The organism is Achromobacter agilis (assembly GCF_900496965.1).
Taxonomy (GTDB): domain Bacteria; phylum Pseudomonadota; class Gammaproteobacteria; order Burkholderiales; family Burkholderiaceae_B; genus Achromobacter; species Achromobacter agilis.
The window spans coordinates 250757-272718 of the sequence record NZ_UFQB01000004.1 but is presented as its reverse complement, the minus strand read 5'-3'; the positions used below and the strand labels follow the sequence as shown (position 1 = coordinate 272718).

Genomic DNA, 21962 nt, shown 5'->3' with positions numbered 1-21962 from the left:
AAACTTCCTGTATGTAGGCTCATCCGCGCGCTGCGCGCGGTCAAAGCGTCAGAGAATACCCCGTTAGCCGGGGGCGTTGGGTGCGCGGACAATCCTGGTTGCGCACGTTGATATTGTGAAATATGTGGACATCAACGGGCCCTGCTGTTGAGCTCGGCATCCAGGTCGGCCAGCCGCTGCGGCGTGCCGACGTCCGTCCATCGGCCCTCGTGGCGCGCACCGCGCGCGAGGTTCCGGGCCATGGCCTGCCTGAGCAAGGGCGCCAGGGGCGCCGCCGTGCCCCGGACGACATCCGCGAATAACGACGGATGGTAGACGCCGATACCGGAAAAGGTCAAACGCGGTTCACCCTGGGCGTGGACGCGCCCGTCCGCCGCCAGATGGAAGTCGCCGGCCGGATGCTGGACGGGGTTGTCTACCAGCAGCAGCCAGGCGCCGCCCTCGGGCAGGTCCCGGGCCAGGGGGGCGGCCGATGCCGGGTCCCAGTCGCACCAGACGTCGCCATTGACCACCAGGAAGGGCGCGTCGCCCAGCAGGGGCAGCGCCTGGGCGATGCCGCCCGCGGTTTCCAGCGCGGCCGCCTCGGCCGAATAACGAATGCGCACGCCGTGCTCGCTGCCGTCGCCCAGCGCGCGCTCGATCTCGTGGCCAAGCCAGGCATGGTTGATGACGATGTCGCGGATACCTGCGGCGGCCAGCCGCCGCAGGTGCCAGACGATTAGCGGTTGGCCGCCTACCGACAGCAGCGGCTTGGGCAGGCGGTCCGTCAGCGGGCGCATGCGCTCGCCGCGGCCCGCCGCAAGAATCATGGCCCGCATCAGAACGTGTACCCGACGGAGACTTCGCGGTTGTCCAGCTTGTCCAGCAGGCGCAGCAGGGGGGTGAAGACGCCGTAGCGCTGGGCCACCTGGCGAACGTAGCCGTTCATGCGCGGGATGTGGGCCAGGTAGTGCGCCTTGCCGTCGCGGTGGTTGAGCCGCGCGAACACGCCCAGGATACGCAGGTTGCGCTGCAGCCCCATCCATTCATAGGCGCGGTGGAATTCGGCGAAGTCGGCGTCCACGGGCAGGCCTGCCGCGCGCGCCATTTCCCAGTAGCGGATGGCCCAGTCCAGCTGCTGGGGTTCTTCCCAGGTGGTGCGGGCGTCGGTGACCAGCGAAGCCAGGTCGTAGGTGATCGGGCCGGCCAGCGCGTCCTGGAAGTCGATGACGCCGGGGTTGGGGCCATACCGCGGGTCGTCGCAGACCATCAGGTTGGGCGAGTGGAAATCGCGGTGCACCAGCACCTGGGCCTGGCCGCCGTTGCTGGCCGAGAGCAGGGCGAAGATCTTGTCCAGCGCGTTCGCCGTCTTGTCGTCCAGGGTGACGCCGTGGTGCTTGCCCACGTACCATTCGGGGAACAGCTTCAGTTCGTCGGCCAGCCGGGGCGTGTCGTAGGTGGCCAGGCCGGCGGTGGATGCCTGCTGCAGCTTGACCAGCGCGCCGAGGGCGTCGCGGTACAGCGCCTGGAGCTGGCTGTCCGTCAGCCCATCCTGGATGCGCTGGTAGTAGGTTTTTTCTCCCAGGTCGGTCAGCAGCAGCAGACCCTGGTCCAGGTCTTTTTCGAGGACGGCGGGAACGTTCAGGCCCGCGTCCGCCAGTAACTGGGCCACCTGCAGGAAGGGGCGGGTGTCTTCGTGCGTTGGCGGGGCGTCCATGACGATCAGGGTGCGCTCGCCGGCGTCCAGCCTGAAATAGCGCCGGAAACTGGCATCGGAGGACGCCGGACGCAACGTTTCCACGGCGAGGTTCAGGGCGGCGGGCAGGCCGCTCAGCCAGTTGCGGATCTGCGCCAGGCGGGGGTCGTGATCGTTTTTCAAGGAAGATCCGTGTCAGTAAGGCAATATTGCAGAAAATTGTGTCGGGCGCACTTAGGGCTGGGCCTATGGCGCGGCTTCTCTATAATACCGGCTCGTTTCCGTTAGCATTGGCCCTTCGTGGGTGCCGGTGTCGGGTTTCCCCATCGTCAAAAAGGGCTGTTTTCACTCGTGCGCAAGGTTCGGTGGTTGATCCTCTCTGCTGTCAGCTTGGCCGCCGGAGCCGTCCAGGCTCAAGGCAGCCAGAGCGCCGCTCCCGCCGTCACGTCGGCCACGCAGGCGCCGGTGCTGCGCACATCGCCGGGCCTGCGGATGCATCGCCTGCCCGACGACAACATTCCCGCCTTCATGGAAGCGGACACGATCGAGGGCGATCCCGATTCCGATCTGACCCTGTCCGGCAACGCGCAGGTGCGCCGCATCGACGGAGTGATCAAGGGCGACCGCATCAATTACCGCAAGGACACGGGCGAAGTCGAGGTCCAGGGCAGCGCGCGCATGATGCGCGACGGCACCCTGGTGACGGGGCCGAACGCCAAGTTCAACGTGGACAAATATTCGGGCGAGATCGAAAAGCCCAATTTCTGGATGGGCGCCGCGGGCGGCTTCGCGGTCGCCGAGCACGCGGACATCTTCAGCAAGTCGCAGATGCGGCTGCATACGGTGACCTATAGCGGCTGCTCCTGCGAGACGCCGTCCTGGTACATCAAGGCCAATACAGTCGACATCGATTTCGACGAGAACGAAGGCGTGGCGCGCAATGGCGTGCTGTACTTCAAGGACGTTCCGATCCTGGCTTCGCCTTACATGACCTTTCCGGTCAAGAAGGAACGCAAGTCGGGTTTCCTGATGCCGACCTACGGCACCACGAGCCAGGGCGGCTTCGATCTTTCGCTGCCGTACTACCTGAACCTGGCGCCCAACTACGACATGACCATACAGCCGCGCTATTTCTCCAAGCGCGGGCTGCAGATGGGCGGCGAATTCCGCTACCTCGGGTCGAGCTACGGCGGCATCGTGAACGGCACCTACCTGCCCGATGACCACGTCACGGGCGAGGACCGCTGGATGTACTGGTGGCGCCACCAGCAGATGTTCTCCCATGGGTTCTACACGGACTGGGACATCGCGAAGGTTTCGGACGACGACTATTTCCGCGATATCTCCCAGCTGGGCCTGAACCAGGCGTCCACGACCTACCTGCCGCAGCGCGCGCGCGTGGGCTGGGCGTCGCCGAGCTACTGGAGCGCCTACGCCCAGGTCTACAAGTTCCAGACGCTACAGGATCCCGACGCGCCGCTGGTGCCGCCGTACGACAAGGTGCCGGAACTGTACCTGCGGGGCGCGCGCTACGACTGGGGCGGCTTCGACGTCGACTGGACCTCCACGGCCGTGCGCTTCAGCATTCCCACGGTGGGCGGCGTGCGCCAGGGGCAGCAGGGCGACCGTCTCCAGAGCTACCCGACGGTGTCGTATCCGATCGTGAAGCCGGGCTGGTTCGTCGTGCCGAAGGTCGGCGTGAACTACACGCAGTACCAGACCAACTGGTACGGCCGCGACTGGCTCGGCCTCAATGCCAATACTCCCGAGGCCGGCACCTCGGCGGGCTACCGTCAGTCGCAGTCGCGCACGGTGCCCATCATGTCGCTGGATACCGGCCTGATCTTCGAACGCGATACCTCGCTGTTCGGCAAGGCGTCCACGCAGACTCTGGAGCCTCGCCTGTACTACCTGTACGTGCCGTACCGCGACCAGTCCAAGATGCCCGTCTACGACACGTCGCTGGCGGACTTCAGCTTCTCGCAGGCCTTCGAGGAAAACATCTACACTGGCGGCTGGGACCGCATCGCGAACGCGAACCAGCTTACCGCGGCGCTGACCTCGCGCTGGCTGGACGCCAACACCGGTTTCGAGCGCCTCTCGCTGTCCGTGGCGCAGCGCCTGTATTTCGCGGACCAGAAGGTCACGCTGCCCGGCGAGACGCCCCGCGAGAACGTGCGCTCCGACTTCCTGGTGGGCGCCAGCGCGGCCTTGACCGACACGCTCACCACCGAAGTCGCGGCGCAATACAACCCGTACGATAGCAACTGGTCGCGCGGCCTGGTGAGCGCGCGCTGGTCGCCGCAGCGCCTGACTACGGTGGCGGTGTCCTACCGCTACCAGCGCGATCCCCAACCGGGCGTCGCCTACCAGCCGCAGGGCCAGAACCAGGTCAGCCTGGCGCTCCAATGGCCGTTCAGCAAGCGCTGGTACGGCGTGGGCCGGGTTGATTACTCCTTGCGCTCCGGTCCTTCCAGCACGATCGCCAACACAACGGAATCGCCCCGGGTGACGCAGGCCATTGCCGGTCTGGAGTACAAAGGCGATTGCTGCTGGGTGGGCCGCGTGGTCTACCAGCGCTACGCCGTGTCGGCGACGGACGCCAACTCCGCTGTGTTCTTCCAGCTCGAGTTGACCGGCCTGGGTTCCCTGGGAACCGACCCGATGAACCTGCTGAACAGAAGTATCCCCGGCTACTCGCGCATTACGCCGCCTGTGCCCGCCGGGACCACATTTGAAAGGTATGAATGATGCGTAGGTTGCACTCTTTGCGCCGCCTCTCCCGTAATGCGTTGCTGCTGGCGGTGTGCGCCGGCTTGCCTGCCGCATATGCGGCCGAGCAGAACGGCAAGGGCTCGAACAATGGCGCCAAGGCCGCTTCCGCACAGAACGGCGCGAAGGCCCCGGCCGCGCAGAAGAACGCCGCTCCTGCTTCGCAGGGCGAGCAGTTCGTCGACGGGATTGCAGCCGTCGTCGACAAGGACGTGATCACGCTGCGCGAGCTGCGCGACGCATCCCAGCGCATCGCGGGCGAACTGAAAACCCGCGGCATCCAGGTGCCCGACGACCAGACCCTGCAGCACCAGGTGCTGCAGCGCCTGATCACGGAGCGTGTGCAGCGCCACGAGGCGGACCGCCTGGGCATCCGAGTGGATGACGCGCAGATCGACATGGCCATCCAGACCATCGCCAGCCGCAACAAGATCACCGTGGCCCAGCTGCGCCAGGAGATCGAAAAATCGGGCACCTCCTGGGAGTCCTACCGCAAGTCGCTGCGCGACGAGATCCGCACGGATCGCCTGCGCCAGCGCGCGGTGGATTCCACCATTGTCATTTCCGATGCCGAGGTCGACGCCTTCCTGAAGGATCAGCGCCGCAATCCGGCATTCGCCGCCGCGCCCGGGCCGGCGCAGCAGCCGCAGGCTCAGCCGCAACCCGCGCCCGAGCAGGCCGCCGCGCCATCCGGGCCGATGCTCTATGCCCTGGCCCAGATCCTGGTGCGCGTGCCTGAAGGGTCGTCGCCGGAACAACTGGCCGTACTGCGCAAGAAGGCCGAAGGCCTGCTGGCGCAGGCCAAGCGCGGCGACGATTTCGCCAGCCTGGCCGCCGCATCCTCCGACGGCCCCGAGGCCCTGCAGGGCGGTGTCATGGGCGTGCGTCCGCTGGACGGCTGGCCCGACCTGTTCGTGAACGCCATTAGCGGCCTGCAGAAAGGCCAGGTCAGCAACCTGATCCAGAGCGGCAACGGTTTCCACATCGTCAAGGTGATGGACCGCGGCACGGCGCAGCCCGCGCCCAACCGCACGGCCCGTGCGCCCGCACCGGCGCCTGCCCCGGCACCCGCACCGCAACCCGCTGCGCGCCCGCAGCAGGGGCCGGTGGAAGTCGTGCAGACGCGCGCGCGCCATATCTTGATCAAGACCTCCACCGTCATGAGCGACGAGCTGGCGCGGCAGCGCCTGGAGCAGGTCCGCCAGCGGCTGGTGAGCGGCGGCGCCAAGTTCGAAGACATGGCGCGCCAATACTCGCAGGACGCGACGGCCCCGCAAGGCGGCGAACTCGGATGGCTGAACCCGGGCGAAACCGTGCCGCCGTTCGAGGCCGCCATGAACGCCCTGCAACCGGGCGAGATCAGCCAGCCCGTCCAGTCGCCTTTCGGCTGGCACCTGATCCAGGTGGAAGAGCGCCGCCAGCATGACGCGTCCGACGACATGGCCCGCATGAAGGCCCGCCAGACCCTGTTCGAACGCCGCGCCCAGCCCGCGTTCGAAGACTGGCTGGAGCAGTTGCGCGCGCAGGCGTATATCGACAACCGCCTGGAAAAGCAGCAAAAGATCCAGCAGAACAACCGCTAAACGCATTACGGGCTTTACATGTCTCAACACCAGGCGCGCAAGCGCTTCGGCCAGAACTTCCTGACCGACGAGAGCGTCGTCGAGTCCATCGTCCGGGCGGTCGATCCCGCCCGCGGCGATACCGTGGTCGAGATCGGGCCGGGCCTGTCCGCGCTGACCCGGCCGCTGCTTGAACGTCTGGATCACCTGACCGCGGTCGAGATCGACCGCGACCTGGCCGCCCGCTTGCGCAAGCAGTTCGATGAAAGCCGCCTGACCGTGGTCGAGGCGGACGCGCTGACGGTGGATTTTTCCCAGTTCGGCGGTGCGCTGCGGGTTGTGGGCAACCTGCCCTACAACATCTCCAGCCCCTTGCTGTTTCACCTCATGACGTGGGCCGATCACGTCCGCGACCAGCATTTCATGCTGCAGCGGGAAGTGATCGACCGCATGGTGGCGCAGCCGGGTTCGGGCGACTTCAGCCGCCTGTCGGTGATGCTGCAGTCGCGCTATCGCATGCACAAGCTGTTCGATGTGCCGCCCGAGGCCTTCGACCCGCCGCCCAAGGTGGTGTCGGCGATCGTGCGCATGGTGCCCTTGCCGGCAGAGCGGCTGCGTCCGGTCAGCGAACGCGCCTTCGAGACGGTCGTGGCCCGCGCGTTCTCGCAGCGCCGCAAGATGCTGCGCCGGGTGCTGGCGGACTGGGCCCCGCAGGTGCCCTGGGAAGCCCTGGACATCCTGCCCACCGCGCGTGCCGAGGATATCTCGGTGGATCGGTATATCCGCTTGTCGGACGCGCTGGTCGAGGCCGGCCTGCTGCAGGCCGGTTGAACCCCCTCCCGCCAAAGAAAACGCCCGCTGACGCGGGCTTTTTTTGATTTTTACAGCATGCGCTTTTGCGCCGCCATCCACAGCTGCATCACGTCGCGGGCGCGCTCGCTCAGCAGTTTCTCGGCGTTCGCCAGCGCCTGCTGCAACGTGATGGGGCCGGGCGCCAGGCTGAACGCGGCGCTGATGCCGCCCGCGTGCAGGGCCTCATAGCCTTCGCCGAGCGAGCCGGCCAGCGCCACGACCGGCACGCCCGCGCGCTGGGCGATCTTGGCGACGCCGGCGGGTGTCTTGCCCCGCAGGGTCTGCGCGTCCATGCGGCCTTCGCCGGTGAACACGAGCGCGGCGCCTTCGACCGCGTCGGCCAGGCCGCCCAATTCCGCCACGATTTCCACACCGGGCCGGAAGCGGGCGTTGAGGAATGCCTTTGCGGCGAAGCCCAGCCCGCCAGCCGCGCCCGCGCCGGGTTCGTGGCGGTGATCCACGCCCAGGTGCCGCGCGCACACGTCGGCGAAGTTCGCCAGCATCTGGTCCAGGGCCAACACCTGCTCCGGGGTGGCGCCCTTTTGCGGGCCGAACACATGCGATGCGCCCTGCGGGCCGCACAGCGGATTGTCCACGTCGGAAGCGATGTCGATGGCAAGGTCTGCCAGGCGCGGATCCAGGCCGCGGGTATCGATGCTGGCCAGCTTTCCGAGCGCGCCGCCGCCCGGCGGCAGGCTGCGGCCGTCCGCGTCCAGCAGGCGCACGCCCAAGGCCGTCAGCATGCCGGCGCCGGCGTCGTTGGTGGCCGATCCGCCCAGGCCCAGGATGAGGCGCTTGGCGCCCGCGTTCACCGCCGCCAGCATCAGTTCGCCCACGCCATGGCTGCTGGCGCGCATCGGATCGCGCTTGGCCGGGGAAATCAGTTCCAGGCCCGCCGCCGCGGCCATTTCGATCACAGCAGTGCCATCGTCCAGGAGCCCCCAGACTGCATCGACCTTGTAGCCCAGCGCGTCGTTCACCTCGAGCTGCTGCGCCTTGCCTCCGGTTGCCGCCAGCACGGCCTCGACCGTGCCTTCGCCGCCGTCGGCCATCGGGATGCACACCGTATGGGCGCCGGGGAAGGCGGCCTTGACGCCGCGCGCAATGGCCGCGGCCGCATCGGGCGCGGAAACGCTTTCTTTGAAAGAGTCGGGAGCGATGACGATTTTCACGGATTCGAACGGGCCGGTTGAGGGTTGGAGTGATGCCCATGATACCCGCCCATACGCAGGCGGCGTACCATAACGCTTCCGTTGATTTAGCGAGAGTGGACCGTCATGCCAGTATTGCGCCGCACCAAAATTGTCGCCACCCTGGGACCTTCGACCTCGACGCCCGAGCGCATCGAAGCGATGATCCGCGCGGGCCTGGACGTCGCCCGCCTGAACTTCTCGCACGGCAGCGCGGACGACCATCGCGAACGCGCCCGGCTGGTGCGCGAGATCGCCGCCAGGCAAGGGCGTTTCGTGGCCCTCATGGGCGACTTGCAAGGGCCCAAGATCCGCATCGCGCGCTTCACGGACAAGCAGGTCCAGCTGCAGGTGGGGCAGCCCTTCACGTTGTCGCGCGCGCATCCCAAGGAGGCGGGCACGGCCAGCATCGTGGGCATCGACTACCCCGAACTCGTGCAGGACTGCCGCGTGGGCGACGAGCTGCTGCTCGATGACGGCCGTGTGGTGCTCGTGGTGGACCGCGTCGAAGGCGACGAGGTCCACACCACGGTGACCGTGGGCGGCCCGCTGTCGAACAACAAGGGCATCAACCGGCGTGGCGGCGGCCTGTCCGCGCCCAGCCTGACCGACAAGGACCGGGTCGACATCAAGCTGGCGGCCGAAATGGAGCTGGACTACGTGGCGGTGTCGTTCCCGCGTTATGGCAGCGACATCGACGAGGCGCGCACGCTGCTGGCGGCGGCCGGCAGCCAGGCCTGGATCATCGCCAAGATCGAGCGCGCGGAAGCCGTGGCGGACGACGAAGCGCTGGACGCCCTGATCCGCGCGAGCGACGGCGTGATGGTCGCGCGCGGCGACCTGGGCGTGGAAGTGGGCGACGCCGAGCTGGTGGGTATCCAGAAGCGCATCATCCAGCACGCGCGCACCCTCAATAAGGTCGTCATCACCGCGACGCAGATGATGGAATCGATGATCTCCAGCCCCATGCCGACGCGGGCGGAAGTGTCCGACGTGGCCAACGCCGTGCTGGACTACACCGATGCCGTGATGCTGTCGGCGGAGAGCGCGTCGGGGCAGTATCCCGTGGAGACGGTGCAGGCCATGGCGCGCGTATGCCTGGGCGCGGAAAAGCATCCCACGTCGACGAAGTCGCACCATCGCCTGGGCGAGACGTTCTCGCGTTGCGACGAAACCATCGCGCTGGCCGCCATGTACGCGGCCAACCATTTCCCCGGGGTGAAAGCCATCATTTCGTTGACGGAAAGCGGGCATACGCCGCTGATCATGTCGCGCATCCGCTCGGGCGTGCCGATCTACTGCTACAGCCCGCACAGCGTCACGCAGAACCGCGTGGCGATGTTCCGCGGCGTCTACACGATTCCGTTCGCGCCCTCGGACTACGAGCCCGCCGACCTGAGCAATGCAGCCATCGAGGAACTGCGCCGCCGCAACCTGGTCCAGACCGGCGACTGGGTGATCCTGACGAAGGGCGATTTCTACCGCGACAGCGGCGGCACCAACGGCATGAAGATCCTGCTGGTGGATTGATGTCCTGGGCGGCCGGGATGCGTTCCCGGCCGCACGGGCCTCAGCCGAAGAACCAGTAGCACACGCCGATGGCGGCCAGCACGCCGGCCAGATCGGCGATCAGGGCGCACCCGACGGCGTGGCGCGCGCGCAGGATCCCCACCGATCCGAAATACACCGCCAGTACGTAGAACGTGGTCTCGGTGCTGCCCTGGACGACGGCCGAGAGCAGCGCTGGAAAGCTGTCCACGCCGAAATGCGCCATCGTCTCCAGCATCATGGCGCGCGCCGCGCTGCCCGAGAAGGGCTTGACCAGGGCCGTGGGCAGGGCGTCCACGAAGCGCGTGTCCCAGCCCGCGTGCTGGGCCATCCAGCGGATGCCGTCGAGCAGGAAGTCCAGCGCGCCGGAGGCGCGCAGCACGCCGACCGCGCACAGCATGGCCACCAGATAGGGCAGCAGGCTCTTGGCGATGTCGAAGCCTTCCTTGGCGCCGTCGATGAAGGCTTCGTAGACCGGCACCTTCTTCCAGGCGCCCGCGATCAGGAACGCGAGCAGGATGCCGAACAGGGTCAGGTTGCCCAGCAGCGACGACAGCGAGGCGATGGCGGCGGCCGACATGCTCGCCAGCAGCGCCATGAATCCGCCCATGAGTAGCGCCGCGCCGCCCAGCCACAGCATGACGACGGGGTCCGTCAGGCGCAGGCGCTGGCAGGCAGCCACCGCCAGGAAACCCGCCAGGGTCGACGCGCTGGTGGCCAGCAGGATGGGCAGGAACACCAGGGTCGGATCCGGCGCGCCCTGTTGCGCCCGGAACATGAACAGCGTGACCGGCAGCAAGGTCAGCGACGACGCGTTCAGCACCAGAAAGAGGATCTGCGCGTTGGTGGCGGTTTCCGGCGTGGGGTTCAGCGACTGCAGCTCGCGCATGGCGCGCAGCCCGATCGGCGTGGCGGCATTGTCCAGCCCCAGGCCGTTGGCCGCGAAGTTCAGCGTGATCAGGCCGATGGCGGGGTGGTTGCGAGGCACCTCGGGCATCAGGCGCGCAAATAGCGGGCCCAGCAGGTGCGCCAGCTTTTCCACCAGCCCGGCGCCTTCGGCGATGCGCAGGAAGCCCAGCCACAGCGTCAGCGTGCCGAACAGCAGCACCATGACTTCCACGGAGACGCGGGCCATGTCGAACAGGCTTGCCACCATCAGGTGGAAGACCCCGGGGTCGCCGATGGCCAGCCAGCGGTACAGCGCGGCCGCGGCCGCGGTAAGGAAGAAGCCCAGCCAGAGTTTGTTCAGCATGCGGAAAGTGCCCGGATAGCGATTCGTTGCGCCGCCCATTGTCGCATCCCGGCAAGCCGCAGCTTGGCCCGGGCTTGCCAATTCTGGTACTTTGGCCCTAGGGCAATAACACATAACAGTGAGAGACACTCATGGATTTCAATGCCTGGCGCCGGCGCCGCATCTCGGAACCCGCGTACCGCTGGGCGCGCAACGCGCTGCCGGCCATGTCGCCGACCGAGCGCGAGGCCATCGAAGCCGGCGACACCTGGTGGGACGCAGACCTGTTCACCGGCAACCCGGATTGGCGCAAGCTGCTGGACGTGCCCGCCGCAACGCTGACGCCCGACGAGCAGCGCTTCATCGAAGGCCCGGTGGTCCGGCTGTGCGCCATGCTGGACGAATGGGACATCACCTGGAACCGGCGCGACCTGCCGCCCGAGGTCTGGGCCTTCCTGAAGGCAGAGCGTTTCTTCGGCATGATCATCCCGCGGCGCTACGGCGGCCTGGGGTTCTCGCCCTATGCGCATTCCGAGGTCGTGCGCCGCATTTCGGCCTATTCCATCACCGCGGGCGTGACGGTCATGGTGCCCAACTCGCTGGGCCCCGGCGAATTGCTGATGCAGTTCGGCACGCCGGCCCAGCGCGACTACTGGCTGCCCCGGCTGGCGGACGGCAGCGAAGTGCCGTGCTTCGGCCTCACCAGCCCCGAGGCGGGCTCGGACGCGGCGTCCATGGTGGACACGGGCGTCGTTTGCCGGCAAGTGGTGGACGGCCGCGAGCTGATCGGCATCCGCCTGAACTGGCACAAGCGCTACATCACGCTGGGCCCCGTGGCGACCGTGCTGGGCCTGGCGTTCAAGATGTCGGATCCGGACGGCATCCTGGGCGGCCCCAAGGACATCGGCATTTCGGTCGCGCTGGTGCCGACCGAGGCGCCTGGCGTGGAGATCGGCCGGCGCCATCTTCCGGCGATGCAGGTCTTCCAGAACGGGCCCAACCGCGGGCGCGACGTGTTCGTGCCCCTGGACGCGCTGATCGGCGGCGCGGAACGCGCCGGCCATGGCTGGCAGATGCTGATGAGCGCGCTGGCGGCGGGGCGGGGGATTTCCCTGCCGTCGCTGTCGGCCGCCGCCGCGGTGATGTGCGCGCATACCACGGGCATGTATGCGCGCGTGCGCGAGCAATTCGGCATCCCCATCGGCAAGTTCGAAGGCGTGCAGGAGCGGCTGGCGAACCTGGCGGGCAACGCTTATCTGGTGGAAGCCGCCCGGCGCCTGACCTGCGCCGCGCTGAACCAGAGCGTGAAGCCGGCGGTGGTCTCGGGCATCATGAAGTACCACGCCACCGAACGCATGCGCGGTTCGGTCAACGACGCGATGGACATCCATGCGGGCCGCGCCGTCATCGACGGCCCCAGCAACTACTTGGGCGCGCTGTACCGCGCCGTGCCCATCGCCATCACGGTCGAGGGCGCCAACATCCTCACGCGCAACCTGATCATCTTCGGCCAGGGCGCGATCCGCGCCCATCCCTACCTGATGCCGGAAATCCTGGCGCTGGGCAATCCCGACGAAGAGCGCGGCATCGCCGTTTTCCACGATGTATTCTGGCGCCACCTGCGCCATGCCGGGATCAACGCGTTGCGCGCCATCGGCCGCGCCTGGACGGGCGGTGCGTTGGCGCCCGCGCCGGCGTCCGGCCCTACGGCCGGGCACTACCGGCGGCTAGGCCGCTATGCCTCGGGCTTCGCGCTGCTGGCCGACGCCACCCTGGCGCAGCTGGGCGGGGGCTTGAAGCGCCGCGAAATGATCTCCGCGCGGCTGGGAGACATCCTGTCCGAACTGTATCTGCAGTCCGCGGTCCTCAAGCGCTGGGAAGACGAGGGCCGCAAGCACGATGACCTGCCCCTGGTGCATTGGTGCCTGGAGCAGGGTTACGCCAGCATCGAGAAAAGCATGGACCAGGTGCTGCGCAACCTGCCCGGCCGCGTGTTGGCGTGGGGCTTGCGCGCGGCCATCCTGCCGCTGCGCCTGGCGCGGGGGCCGAGCGACGCCCTGACCCGCGCCTGCGCGGAACTGCTGCTCAAACCGTCCCCCACGCATGCGCGGCTGGCCGCCGATCTGCACCGCGACCCGGGCGGCTCACATGCCGGAAACGATCCGGTTGGCCTGTTGACTCGCGCGTTCGCGCTGGCGGACGCGGTGCAGCCGCTGCGCGACCGGCTGCGCCAATCGGGCGTGCGCGATTGGCGCGAGGCGCACCGGCGCGGCGCGATCACGGATGCGCAGGCGGCGGCATTCGAGGAGGCCGAAACCCTGGTGTCGCAGGTCCTGCAGGTGGACGATTTCGCGCCCGAGGACCTGTCGCCGTCCGTCGCGCGGGCGGATGCGGCGCAACCCGGCGAGGGCGCCTGACCGGGGGCCCCCGGGGCGTTCAACCGGGGTGCTTAGTCGTCCTGGTTGGGGTCCATGTCCGGGAACAGGATCTCCGTGAAGCCGAACTTCGAGAAATCCTGGATGCGGGACGGATAAAGGCGGCCGATCAGGTGGTCGCACTCGTGCTGCACCACGCGGGCGTGGAAGCCGTCGGCTTCCCGCTCGATGAGCTGGCCGTAGGGGTCGCGCCCGCGATAACGGATATGGCGGTAGCGCGGCACCAGGCCGCGCAGGCCCGGCACCGACAGGCAGCCTTCCCATCCGTCTTCCATCTCGTCCGACAGCGGCGTGATGACGGGATTGCACAGGATGGTCTGCGGCACGGGCGGTGCGTCGGGATAGCGTTCGTTGCGGTCGAAACCGAAGATCACCAGTTGCAGGTCCATGCCGATCTGCGGCGCGGCCAGGCCGACCCCTTGGGCGGCGGCCATCGTTTCGAACATGTCGTCGATCAGCGCGTGCAGCTCGGGCGTGTCGAAGCGTTCCACGGGCGCGGCCGCGCGCAGCAGCCGCGGGTCGCCCATTTTCAGGATGGGATGGATCATGGGAGTTTCTTGCTTTTCAGTTTGCCTGTGTCTGGCACGTCAGTGTCTGACACCCTTACGAGACACCCGGTGAGCTTGGAGCAGCCTCCCGGGGTGTCAGACACCAGGACTTTTAGTCTTCGCGGCCTTTCTTCTCGATGAACTCGATCTTGTAGCCGTCCGGGTCTTCGACGAAAGCGATGACCGTCTTGCCGTGCTTCATCGGGCCGGCTTCACGGGTGACCTTGCCGCCCTTGGCCTTGACCTTGTCACAGGCTTCGTAAGCGTTATCGACTTCCAGGGCAATGTGGCCGTAGGCCGTGCCCAGGTCGTATTTTTCCGTGTCCCAGTTGTGGGTGAGTTCAATGACGGCGCCCTCGGACTCGTCCTGGTAGCCGACGAAGGCCAGCGTGAACTTGCCGTCGGGGTAGTCCTTGCGGCGCAGGACGCGCATGCCGAGCACGTTGGTGTAGAAGTCGATGGACTTGTCGAGGTTGCCGACTCGCAGCATGGTGTGGAGCATACGCATGGATGTCTTCCTTAAGCGGTGAGGGGGAACGGGAAGAATCCGCCGCTGGCGGCGGGTTCCCGGGTGATGCTGATATCGCCCAGCGCGGCGCCCATGGCGTCGACGGCCTGGCGCATCTGGTCCGGGCCGAAGGCGCCGATGCAGCCGACCCGGAACGTGGGTTGTTCGGTGTTGTAGAAGTTGCTGAGCACGTAGCCGCGGCGCTTGAGCGCGTCGACGAACAGCTGCAGGTTCCAGGTGGGCGCGTCCGGCGCCCGGACGTTGACGACGATGGGGCCTTGCAGGGCGGGCGGCAGGTACGGGACCAGGCCCAGTGCGCCGATGCCGTCGTACAGCGTGCGCATGTTCGCCGTGTAGCGCGCCAGGCGGGCCTCGCGGCCTTCTTCATGATACAGGTCCAGCGCCACGGCCAGCGCGGCCAGGGTGGGCGCGGGCGGCGTGAAGCGCGGGCCGGCGTTCGGCTGCAGGGTGTGCTCGTAGATGTCGGCCAGGTCCAGCGACCAGCTGCCGGCATTGCCGCGCGCGGCCTCCAGGCTGTCGCGCCGGGCCACGACGAAAGCGGCGCCGGGCAGGCCTTCGAGGCATTTGTTGGCCGTCAGCACCACGGCGTCTACGGCGGGCAGGTCGCGCAGGTCCAGGGGCAGCGCGCCGAAGGCGGACACGGCGTCGACGATGACGCGGCGGCCCAGGGCATGCGCGATGCGCGCCAGTTCCGGCACGTCGTGGCAGATGCCACTGCCGGTTTCGCTGTAGACCAGCGCCAGGTGCGTCAGTGAGGGATCGCGTTCCAGCGCGGCGGCCACCGCTTGCGGGGCCACCCGTTCGGCCGCGCCCACGGGCAGGGGCACGGCGATCCGGCCCGCGTCGGCTGCCAGCCTTTGCAGGCGGGCGGCGTAGGCGCCGGTGGAGGGCGCCAGCAGCCTGCCGCCCTGCGGGACGAAGGTGCGGATCGCGGCTTCGACGGCGAAGTGGCCGCAGCCGGGCAGCGCGAGCGCGGCGTGTTCATCGGGCGCGGCCTGCGCCACGCGCAGCACGCTGTCGCAGACCTGCCGATAGGCCTGGCGGAAATCGTTGTCCCAGGGCGCGTAGTCCTGCGCCATGGCGGCCTTCACCCGCGCGTCGGTCGTGACCGGGCCGGGAATCAGCAGCAACATTTCAAGGCTCCTTGTGTGGGAACGGGCACCAAACTTCAAGTTGACTCAGAATTGAGGCAGGGATGCGGGGTCGTGACGCCGCAGGATGTTCTTGGCATCTTCGAAGCCGGGCAGTATCTGGCCCACCTCGCGCCAGAAGTCCTGACTGTGGTTCATTTCACGCAGATGGGCGAGCTCGTGCGCGATGACGTAGTCGATGATAGCGGGTGCGAAATGGATCAGGCGCCAGTTCAGCATGATGTTGCCGTCGCTGGTGCAGGAGCCCCAGCGCGTGGCCGCCGACGACAGGCGCCAGCGGCTGATTTTCAGCCCGCTGATCTGCAGGAAGTGGGCAAGGCGGGCGCCGAACCAGGCGCCGGCGCGCTGTTGCAGCCAGGCCTGCGCCGAGTCGCGGATTCGGCCCTGGTCCGCCGAGGAGGGCAGCGCCAGCCACAGCGTGTCGCCGTCCTGGGGGGCCTCGGCGTTGCCGGACAGATAGGCCTGGCGGCTGTCGCCGCTTACGCCGATCACGATGCGCTTGCCCAGGTAGGGCAGTTCCCCGCCCGGCAGCCAGCGCGTGTGCGCCATGGCCAGCTGCTGCTTGCGGGCATGCCATTCGCGCAGCTTGGCGAGGATCCAGCGCGATTTTTCGCGCACCGCGTCGTCGACCTGCGCCAGCGTGACCCAATTGGGGGCGGTGACGCGCAGGCCGTCGTCCGTGACCACGAAGCCGATGCTGCGGCGGCGCGAGCGCAGCAGCACAAAGCCGATGGGCTGCTGTTCGGTCGGGACTTCGCGCCAGCGCGCGCCGGGCGGCAGCGGGTCGGGGCAGGGCGTCGGCACGCGCGACGAGGCGTTGGGGGAGAGTGTCAGCAGCGGTTCGCCAGCGGGGCCGGAGGGCGGCGGCGCGTCGGGGTAGAGCGGCTTGGGAGGCGTAGGCTGAAGCGGGGACGCGCCGGTAGCGCCGCCCAGCTGCGGCGCGCTGGCGGGCGCGCCGTTTGGCTGCACGTCGAACAGGAGTTCGAGCTGATCAGGGCTGGACATACCTTTCAGGATTGAGACGCCGCATTTCCCCTTCGATCCAGTCCTGAACCTTCTGGTTCAGTTCCTCGGGGGAGAGACCCTTGGATTCTATCGCGGGACCGATGGACAGGGTGACCATGCCCGGTTGTTTCACAAAGGCGTTGCGCCGCCAGCACTCGCCGGCATTGTGCGCGACGGGAATGACGGCGGCGCCGGTGCGGGACGCCAGGAGCGCACCGCCCATCTTGTAGCGCGCGACCTTGCCCGGCGCGACCCGGGTGCCTTCCGGAAACAGCAGGGGCCAGCGGCCTTCGTCCAGGCGGGTCTGGCCTTGCTTGACCACCTGATCGAAGGCGTCGCGCCCCTTCGAGCGGTCGATCGCGATCATGCGCAGCAGCGCCAGGCCCCATCCGAAGAACGGCACCATGTGCAGTTCCTTTTTGTAGACGAAGCAGACTTCGCGGGGCATGTAGGCGGGGAAGAACAGCGTTTCCCAGGCCGACTGGTGCTTGGACAGCAGCACCGCCGGGCCGTCAGGCAGGTTTTCCCAGCCCTTGACCTGCCAGCGGATGCCGCAGATCACGCGCGCGCCCCAGATGGCCAGGCGCGGCCAGCCGACCGTCAGCTTGTAGCGCCAGTGCAGCGGCAGCGGCGCCCACAGGACGCAGGCGAAGGCGTAAGGGATGACCGTGACGGCCAGGAACAGGAAATACAGCAGCGAGCGTAGCCGGGCCATCGGGTCAACTGTCCTGGAGCAGGGCGTCGGCCACTGCCGACAGGTCATCGCACACGCGCGTGTTCTCGGGCAGGCCGCCCTTGGCCAGCGTCTTGCTGCCGTTGCCGGTCAGCACCAGCCAGGGCGAGCAGCCGACCGACGACGAGGCCTGCAGGTCGCGCAGCGAATCGCCGATCGCCGGCACGCCGGCCAGGTCCACGTCGTAGCGGTGCCCGATCTGCTCGAACATGCCCGGCCGGGGCTTGCGGCAGGTGCAGTTGTCGTCCGGGCCGTGCGGGCACATGAACACGGCATCGATGCTGCCGCCGGCGGCGGCCAGCTCGCGCCGCATCTTGGCGTGGATGGCGGTCAGGGTATCCATGTCGAACAGGCCGCGGGCCAGCCCCGACTGGTTGGTGGCAACCACCACCTTCCAGCCCGCCTGCGTCAGCCGGGCGATGGCGTGCAGGGCGCCGGGCAGGGCGATCCATTCGTCGGGGTTCTTGACGAAGGCATCGCTGTCCTGGTTGATGACGCCGTCGCGGTCGAGGATGATCAGTTTCACTGTGCGAGCCTGGAAATGTCTGCCACCTGATTCATCAGGCCATGCAGCTGTCCCAGCAGGGCCAGCCGGTTGGCGCGCACGGCCGGGTCTTCGGCCATGACCATGACGTCGGCAAAGAAGGCGTCAACGGGCTCGCGGGCCTGGGCCAGCGTGGTCAGGCTGCCGGCGAAGTCGCCCGCGGCCAGTTGCGCCTCGGCCTTCGGGCGCAGGGCGGATACGGCGGCGGCCAGCGCCTTTTCGGCGGGCTCTACCAGGGCGGCGTCGTTCACCGCGCCGATCTCGCCTTCGGCCTTCTTGAGCAGATTGCCGATGCGCTTGTTGGCCGCGGCCAGGCTGGCGGCTTCCGGCAACTGCGCGAACGCGGCGGCGGCGCGCACGCGCTCGGCCACCTGGTGCAGGGGCGGGGTCAGCGCGATGACGGCTTCCACCGCATTGCGGTCGAATTCATTGATGAGCTGGTTGCGATAGCGTTCGTAGATGAAGGCGCGGACCTCGGCCAGCGTGTCGGCCGGGATCTTGCCGGCGGGGAAGGTGCCCGCCGCCAGTTCCAAAAGACCGTCCAGCGAAAGGGGGCCGTCCTGGCTGATCTTCAGCCAGCCGCCCGCGGCCAGCTGTTCGAACGCGCTGATCAGGCCCAGCGCGGCGCGGCGCAGGCCGAAGGGGTCGCGTTCGCCGGTGGGCGCCAGGCCGATGGCCCAGATGCCGATCAGCGTTTCCACGCGCTCTGCGATGAACAGCACGGCGGCGGTCAGCGATTCCTGGGTGACGGGCGCATCGTAACGGTTGCGGTACTGGTTGCGCAGGGCCTGCACGACGCTGTCGGGCTCGCCGTCGCCGGCCGCGTAGTACGCGCCCATGACGCCTTGCAGTTCGGGGAATTCGCCGACCATGTTGGAGCCCAGGTCGGCCTTGGCCAGCAGGGCGGCGCGGTCGGCGGCGGAGACGTCGCCGCCCAGCTGTCCGGCCACGCCGCGGGCGATGGCGCGCACGCGCTCCACGCGTTCCAGCTGCGTGCCCAGCTTGTTGTGGTAGACGATGGAGCCGAGCTGCTCGACGCGCGCGGCCAGCGGCGTCTTGCGGTCGGTTTCAAAGAAGAACTGCGCGTCCGCCAGGCGCGGGCGCACCACGCGCTGGTTGCCCTCGACGATGTTCACCGGATTGTCCGTGCGCATATTGCTCACGATCAGGAAGCGGTGCGTCAGGCGGCCCGTGGCCGGATCGAACAGCGGGAAGTACTTCTGGTTCAGCCGCATGGTCAGGATCAGGCATTCCTGCGGCACTTGCAGGAACTGCTCTTCGAACTGGCCCACGTAGACGGTGGGGAGCTCGACCAGCGCGGTGACTTCGTCCAGCAGCGCGGCCACTTCCGGGTCGTCGCCCAGGGTGGCGGACAGGCGGCCGGCATGGTCGAGCAACTGGCGCTTGATTTCGTCGCGGCGGCCCTCGAACGAGGCCACGACGCTGCCGCGCTCGGCCAGGGCGGCGGCATAGGCGTCGGCATCGGCGAACGACACCGGGCCGGCGCTCATGAAGCGATGGCCCAGGGTTTCGCGGCCGGCCGACAGGCCCAGCGCCGAGACGGGCACCACGTCGGCGCCGAACAGCGCGACCAGGCCGTGCGCCGGGCGCACGAATTTGACCGTGGTGACGCCGTCGGCCAACTGGTAGCGCATGACCTTGGGAATGGGCAGGCCGTCGATCGCGGCGTCGATGCCTTCCTGCAGGCCGGCGGCCAGCTGGGCGCCGGGGGCGGTGCCGCGCGCGACCAGGTAGTCCTGCTTGCCGTCGGATTCGCGGTCCAGAGTGGAGACGTCGAGGTTCTCCAGGCCCTTGGCGGCCAGCTTCTTCTGCAGCGCGGGGGTGGCACGGCCGTCTTCGGTCAGGCCGATCTTCACCGGCATCAGTTTTTCGGCGTAGGGCTGGTCAGGCGCCTGCGCCAGCACGGCGGACAGGTGCACGGCCAGGCGGCGCGGCGTGGAATACGCGGTCGCGGCGCAGCCGGCGGCCAGCAGGCCGTGGCGCTCCAGCGTGGCGCGCACGCCCTCGGCAAAGGCCTGGCCCAGCTTCTGCAGGGCCTTGGGCGGAAGTTCTTCGGTCAGCAGTTCGACCAGCAGCGGGCGGATGTTCGTCGTCATTTATGCTGCCTCCCCGGCGGCCTTGTCGCGGCCCAGCATGGGAAAGCCCAGTCGTTCGCGGGAATCGTAATAGGCCTGCGCGACGGCGCGCGACAGGTTGCGGATGCGGCCGATGTAGGCGGCGCGCTCGGTGACGCTGATCGCGCCGCGCGCGTCCAGCATGTTGAAGGTGTGCGCGGCCTTCAGCGCGGCCTCGTAGGCCGGCAGCGCCAGGGGCACGTCCATCAGGCGCTTGGCCTCGGCTTCGTAGTCATTGAAGTGCGAGAACAGCATGTCGGCCGACGAGTGCTCGAAGTTGTAGGTGGATTGCTCCACCTCGTTCTGGTGGAACACGTCGCGGTACAGCACGCGGTTGCCGTTGGCGCCTTCGGTCCAGACCAGGTCGTACACGCTTTGCACGTCCTGCAGGTACATGGCCAGGCGCTCCAGGCCGTAGGTGATTTCGCCGGTGGTGGGCGTGCAGTCCAGGCCGCCCACTTGCTGGAAGTAGGTGAACTGGGTGACTTCCATGCCGTTCAGCCAGACTTCCCAGCCCAGGCCCCAGGCGCCGAGCGTGGGATTTTCCCAGTCGTCCTCGACGAAGCGGATGTCGTGCTGCGTCGGGTCGATGCCCAGCGCCTTGAGCGAACCGATGTAGAGATCCAGGATTTCCGGAGGCGCCGGCTTCAGCACGACCTGGTACTGGTAGTAATGTTGCAGGCGGTTGGGGTTTTCGCCGTAGCGTCCGTCCTTGGGGCGGCGCGACGGCTGCACGTAGGCGGCGCGCCAGGGTTCGGGGCCGATCGCCCGCAGGAACGTGGCGGTATGCGAGGTGCCGGCGCCGACTTCCATGTCGTAGGGCTGCAGCAGGGCGCAACCCTGCTTGTCCCAGTATTCCTGGAGCGTAAGGATGATTTGCTGAAAGGTGAGCATAGGATTCTTGGAATTCGGCCGCCGGGCAAGGCTTGCCCTGGGCGTGGGAAACCTGGCATTTTAACTGGCGCCGGGCGGTCCTGCTCCCAGGCGGCGGCCGGATGGTTACATCCTTGGCCTGGGAACCGTCCCAATGTGCTCCTGGTGGACGTCTGGCCGAGGGGGCGGCAGCAGCGTCAAACCAATGATCGTATGATTCCGGGTTGAGCCAAGTCTTATATAAAAGCCAGGAATCCGATTCCGAGGCCCCCCGAAAAAGGAGCACCCCATGTCCGACCTGATCACGGTAGAAGTCACCGACGGCATCCAGATCATTACGATCAACCGTCCCGAAGCCAAGAACGCCATCAATCTGGAGACCGCGCAGGCCATGGCCGCGGCGCTGGACCAACTGGACAGCCGTGACGACATCCGCATCGGCATCCTGACGGGCGGAGGCGGCACGTTCTCCTCGGGCATGGACCTGAAGGCCTTCGCCAAGTCGGGGCAGCGTCCGTACGTGGAAGGCCGCGGCTTTGCCGGCCTGAACGAGCGTCCGCCCAAGAAGCCGCTGATCGCCGCCGTCGAAGGCTATGCATTGGCCGGTGGTTGCGAAATGGCGCTGGCCTCCGACCTGATCGTGGCCGCCAGCAACGCCAAGTTCGGGCTGCCGGAAGTCAAGCGCGGCCTGGTGGCGGGCGCCGGCGGCATGCTGCGCCTGCCGCGCCGCCTGCCGTACCATATCGCCATGGAAGTCATCCTGACCGGCGAAATGCTCACGGCCGAGCGCGCTCACGCCTTTGGGCTGGTGAACCGCCTGACCGAGCCGGGCGGCGCCCTGGCCGGCGCCCTGGAACTGGCCCGCGCCATCGTCGAGAACGGCCCGCTGGCCGTGCAGACCGCCAAGAGCATCGTGGCGCAGTCCGGCGACTGGGACCAGGAAGGCATGTTCGACCGCCAGCGTCCGCTCATCGCCCATATTTTTTCCTCGGCCGACGCCAAGGAAGGCGCCACCGCTTTCGCCGAGAAGCGCAAGCCGGTGTGGCAGGGGAAATGAGCCTCCACGCCGCGCGCCCGCGGGCGCTGGCTGCCCCCCGAGGGGGCGCTTTTTGCCTTGGGGCGGCCCGGCGGCAAAAATAGTCCTTATGTGCGCGGCCGGCCCGGTCGGCCGCGTTTTTT

The 21962-nt window shown here is 67.9% G+C and carries 18 protein-coding genes; 6 read left to right on the top strand and 12 right to left on the bottom strand.

Annotated elements, in window-relative coordinates; translation table 11 throughout:
- Positions 1–131: 131 nt before the first annotated feature.
- Together murU and AGI3411_RS07070 are read right to left on the bottom strand one after the other, a co-directional pair.
- The gene (gene murU / locus AGI3411_RS07075; protein WP_129526680.1) at positions 132–818 is read right to left on the bottom strand and encodes an N-acetylmuramate alpha-1-phosphate uridylyltransferase MurU; all 687 of its coding nucleotides are present in this window, start codon (positions 816–818) and stop codon (positions 132–134) included.
- Positions 818–1858, bottom strand: coding sequence for an aminoglycoside phosphotransferase family protein (locus AGI3411_RS07070; protein ID WP_129526679.1), 1041 nt, complete (start codon positions 1856–1858; stop codon positions 818–820). Before AGI3411_RS07070 ends, murU begins: the two co-directional genes overlap by 1 nt.
- 168 nt (positions 1859–2026) lie before the next feature.
- Here AGI3411_RS07070 and AGI3411_RS07065 point away from each other — a divergent pair, with 168 nt between their 5' ends.
- From AGI3411_RS07065 to rsmA, 3 genes are read left to right on the top strand one after another with little or no spacing between them, the layout of a single operon-like run.
- Entirely contained in the window at positions 2027–4426 is a 2400-nt protein-coding gene (locus AGI3411_RS07065; protein ID WP_129526678.1) for an LPS-assembly protein LptD, read from the top strand.
- Complete coding sequence (locus AGI3411_RS07060) at positions 4423–6030, top strand: peptidylprolyl isomerase (protein WP_129526677.1); 1608 nt, start codon at positions 4423–4425, stop codon at positions 6028–6030. The genes AGI3411_RS07065 and AGI3411_RS07060 overlap by 4 nt, the downstream gene beginning before the upstream one ends.
- 18 nt (positions 6031–6048) lie before the next feature.
- A complete protein-coding gene (gene rsmA, locus AGI3411_RS07055) occupies positions 6049–6840 on the top strand; it encodes a 16S rRNA (adenine(1518)-N(6)/adenine(1519)-N(6))-dimethyltransferase RsmA (RefSeq protein WP_129526676.1) in 792 nt (263 codons plus the stop codon).
- A 50-nt stretch (positions 6841–6890) separates the two neighbouring features.
- Here the strand turns inward: rsmA and AGI3411_RS07050 are convergent, their stop codons facing one another.
- Positions 6891–8033, bottom strand: coding sequence for a glycerate kinase (locus tag AGI3411_RS07050; protein WP_129526675.1), 1143 nt, complete (start codon positions 8031–8033; stop codon positions 6891–6893).
- Positions 8034–8138: 105 nt separating this feature from the next.
- Between AGI3411_RS07050 and pyk the strand changes: the two genes are divergently transcribed.
- Positions 8139–9581 carry a pyruvate kinase gene (gene pyk, locus AGI3411_RS07045; protein ID WP_129526674.1) on the top strand — a complete coding sequence of 481 codons (1443 nt, stop codon included), beginning with the start codon at positions 8139–8141 and terminating at the stop codon, positions 9579–9581.
- 40 nt (positions 9582–9621) lie between these two features.
- On the opposite strand, the gene AGI3411_RS07040 is transcribed toward pyk, so the two are convergent.
- Positions 9622–10851 carry a nucleoside recognition domain-containing protein gene (locus tag AGI3411_RS07040; protein WP_129526673.1) on the bottom strand — a complete coding sequence of 410 codons (1230 nt, stop codon included), beginning with the start codon at positions 10849–10851 and terminating at the stop codon, positions 9622–9624.
- A gap of 131 nt (positions 10852–10982) precedes the next feature.
- Between AGI3411_RS07040 and AGI3411_RS07035 the strand changes: the two genes are divergently transcribed.
- Positions 10983–13247, top strand: a complete 2265-nt coding sequence (locus AGI3411_RS07035; RefSeq protein WP_129526672.1) for an acyl-CoA dehydrogenase — start codon at positions 10983–10985, stop codon at positions 13245–13247.
- A gap of 32 nt (positions 13248–13279) precedes the next feature.
- Here the strand turns inward: AGI3411_RS07035 and def are convergent, their stop codons facing one another.
- The 8 genes from def to glyQ all read right to left on the bottom strand — a co-directional run bounded on the left by def (position 13280) and on the right by glyQ (position 20804).
- On the bottom strand, positions 13280–13813 hold the full coding sequence (def, locus tag AGI3411_RS07030; RefSeq protein ID WP_129526671.1) for a peptide deformylase: 534 nt from the start codon (positions 13811–13813) through the stop codon (positions 13280–13282).
- A 112-nt stretch (positions 13814–13925) separates the two neighbouring features.
- Positions 13926–14321, bottom strand: coding sequence for a lactoylglutathione lyase (gene gloA / locus AGI3411_RS07025; protein WP_129526670.1), 396 nt, complete (start codon positions 14319–14321; stop codon positions 13926–13928).
- Between the two features lie 11 nt (positions 14322–14332).
- Positions 14333–15475: a 2-aminoethylphosphonate--pyruvate transaminase gene (locus AGI3411_RS07020; protein ID WP_129526669.1), complete on the bottom strand. Its 1143-nt coding sequence runs from the start codon at positions 15473–15475 to the stop codon at positions 14333–14335.
- A gap of 45 nt (positions 15476–15520) precedes the next feature.
- On the bottom strand, positions 15521–16498 hold the full coding sequence (locus AGI3411_RS07015) for a M48 family metallopeptidase (protein WP_129526668.1): 978 nt from the start codon (positions 16496–16498) through the stop codon (positions 15521–15523).
- A complete protein-coding gene (locus AGI3411_RS07010; RefSeq protein WP_129526667.1) occupies positions 16485–17213 on the bottom strand; it encodes a lysophospholipid acyltransferase family protein in 729 nt (242 codons plus the stop codon). The genes AGI3411_RS07015 and AGI3411_RS07010 overlap by 14 nt, the downstream gene beginning before the upstream one ends.
- A gap of 4 nt (positions 17214–17217) precedes the next feature.
- Positions 17218–17757 carry a D-glycero-beta-D-manno-heptose 1,7-bisphosphate 7-phosphatase gene (gmhB, locus tag AGI3411_RS07005; protein WP_129526666.1) on the bottom strand — a complete coding sequence of 180 codons (540 nt, stop codon included), beginning with the start codon at positions 17755–17757 and terminating at the stop codon, positions 17218–17220.
- Complete coding sequence (glyS, locus tag AGI3411_RS07000; RefSeq protein WP_129526665.1) at positions 17754–19892, bottom strand: glycine--tRNA ligase subunit beta; 2139 nt, start codon at positions 19890–19892, stop codon at positions 17754–17756. The genes gmhB and glyS overlap by 4 nt, the downstream gene beginning before the upstream one ends.
- The gene (gene glyQ, locus AGI3411_RS06995; protein ID WP_088138525.1) at positions 19893–20804 is read right to left on the bottom strand and encodes a glycine--tRNA ligase subunit alpha; all 912 of its coding nucleotides are present in this window, start codon (positions 20802–20804) and stop codon (positions 19893–19895) included.
- A 268-nt stretch (positions 20805–21072) separates the two neighbouring features.
- Here glyQ and AGI3411_RS06990 point away from each other — a divergent pair, with 268 nt between their 5' ends.
- Positions 21073–21840 (top strand): crotonase/enoyl-CoA hydratase family protein, encoded by a 768-nt coding sequence (locus AGI3411_RS06990; protein WP_129526664.1) that lies wholly within the window; start codon positions 21073–21075, stop codon positions 21838–21840.
- Positions 21841–21962: the final 122 nt, after the last annotated feature.

What these genes read in the sequence shown, in the direction of transcription:
- murU (WP_129526680.1), bottom strand. Translation starts at nt 818, where the DNA reads ATGCGGGCCATGATTCTTGCGGCGGGCCGCGGCGAGCGCATGCGCCCG.
- AGI3411_RS07060 (WP_129526677.1), top strand. Translation starts at nt 4,423, where the DNA reads ATGATGCGTAGGTTGCACTCTTTGCGCCGCCTCTCCCGTAATGCGTTG.
- rsmA (WP_129526676.1), top strand. Translation starts at nt 6,049, where the DNA reads ATGTCTCAACACCAGGCGCGCAAGCGCTTCGGCCAGAACTTCCTGACC.
- pyk (WP_129526674.1), top strand. Translation starts at nt 8,139, where the DNA reads ATGCCAGTATTGCGCCGCACCAAAATTGTCGCCACCCTGGGACCTTCG.
- AGI3411_RS07040 (WP_129526673.1), bottom strand. Translation starts at nt 10,851, where the DNA reads ATGCTGAACAAACTCTGGCTGGGCTTCTTCCTTACCGCGGCCGCGGCC.
- AGI3411_RS07035 (WP_129526672.1), top strand. Translation starts at nt 10,983, where the DNA reads ATGGATTTCAATGCCTGGCGCCGGCGCCGCATCTCGGAACCCGCGTAC.
- def (WP_129526671.1), bottom strand. Translation starts at nt 13,813, where the DNA reads ATGATCCATCCCATCCTGAAAATGGGCGACCCGCGGCTGCTGCGCGCG.
- gloA (WP_129526670.1), bottom strand. Translation starts at nt 14,321, where the DNA reads ATGCGTATGCTCCACACCATGCTGCGAGTCGGCAACCTCGACAAGTCC.
- AGI3411_RS07020 (WP_129526669.1), bottom strand. Translation starts at nt 15,475, where the DNA reads ATGTTGCTGCTGATTCCCGGCCCGGTCACGACCGACGCGCGGGTGAAG.
- AGI3411_RS07015 (WP_129526668.1), bottom strand. Translation starts at nt 16,498, where the DNA reads ATGTCCAGCCCTGATCAGCTCGAACTCCTGTTCGACGTGCAGCCAAAC.
- AGI3411_RS07010 (WP_129526667.1), bottom strand. Translation starts at nt 17,213, where the DNA reads ATGGCCCGGCTACGCTCGCTGCTGTATTTCCTGTTCCTGGCCGTCACG.
- glyS (WP_129526665.1), bottom strand. Translation starts at nt 19,892, where the DNA reads ATGACGACGAACATCCGCCCGCTGCTGGTCGAACTGCTGACCGAAGAA.
- glyQ (WP_088138525.1), bottom strand. Translation starts at nt 20,804, where the DNA reads ATGCTCACCTTTCAGCAAATCATCCTTACGCTCCAGGAATACTGGGAC.
- AGI3411_RS06990 (WP_129526664.1), top strand. Translation starts at nt 21,073, where the DNA reads ATGTCCGACCTGATCACGGTAGAAGTCACCGACGGCATCCAGATCATT.